Source organism: Variovorax sp. 01T432, assembly GCF_056398605.1.
The window spans coordinates 1-606 of record NZ_JBFTPS010000154.1 but is presented as its reverse complement, the minus strand read 5'-3'; the positions used below and the strand labels follow the sequence as shown (position 1 = coordinate 606).

Below are 606 nucleotides of genomic sequence, written 5' to 3'. Positions count from 1 at the left end.
TGGCCGTCGAGAGCTGGAACGGCTTGCCCGGCAGGGCCAGGGCGCCGCCGTACTCGATGGCGGTCGAGCCCGTCGGCTGCACCGCGCAACCGTTGGGTTGCGGGCAGGAGCCGCCGTCCGCGAACACCACCGGACCGTAGCGGAAGTTCCTGATCGACTTGCCCGCGTAGTCGGCCACGCTCATCACGTAGCCCTGGTTGGCGAAGTTGTCCCCGTCCTCGACGGCGATCGGGTCGACGAGACGCGCGTCCTGCAAGGTCCGCACGATGCTGCCGCTGTTGCCGCTGTTCGCGAAGCGCACCCAGGAGATCTTGCGGTCGCCGCGCGAAGCCACGATCACCTGCTGGTTGTTGGGCTCGAAGCTGGCGCCGAACTCGCCCTTGGAGGTCGCGAGCGAAGTCGGGTTGCGGCCGATGCCGGTCACCGTGCCCACTTCGGCGATCGCGCTGGCGCTCGTCGACGCCGGGGTGCCGCCAGGTGCGTAGCCGTCCAGGCTGAAGATGTGCAGCGTGCCGTCCTGCGTCGCGACCCAGGCGCGCGCCGGGTTGCCGTACACCGTGGTCTTCACCGCCGTCGGCTTCGCGCCCAGCGAAACGGTCTTGACCA

The 606-nt window shown here is 69.6% G+C and carries 1 pseudogene; it reads right to left on the bottom strand.

The window, feature by feature from the left end:
• A pseudogene (locus AC1DNF_RS35755) lies at positions 1–606 on the bottom strand (hypothetical protein); the annotation flags it as partial.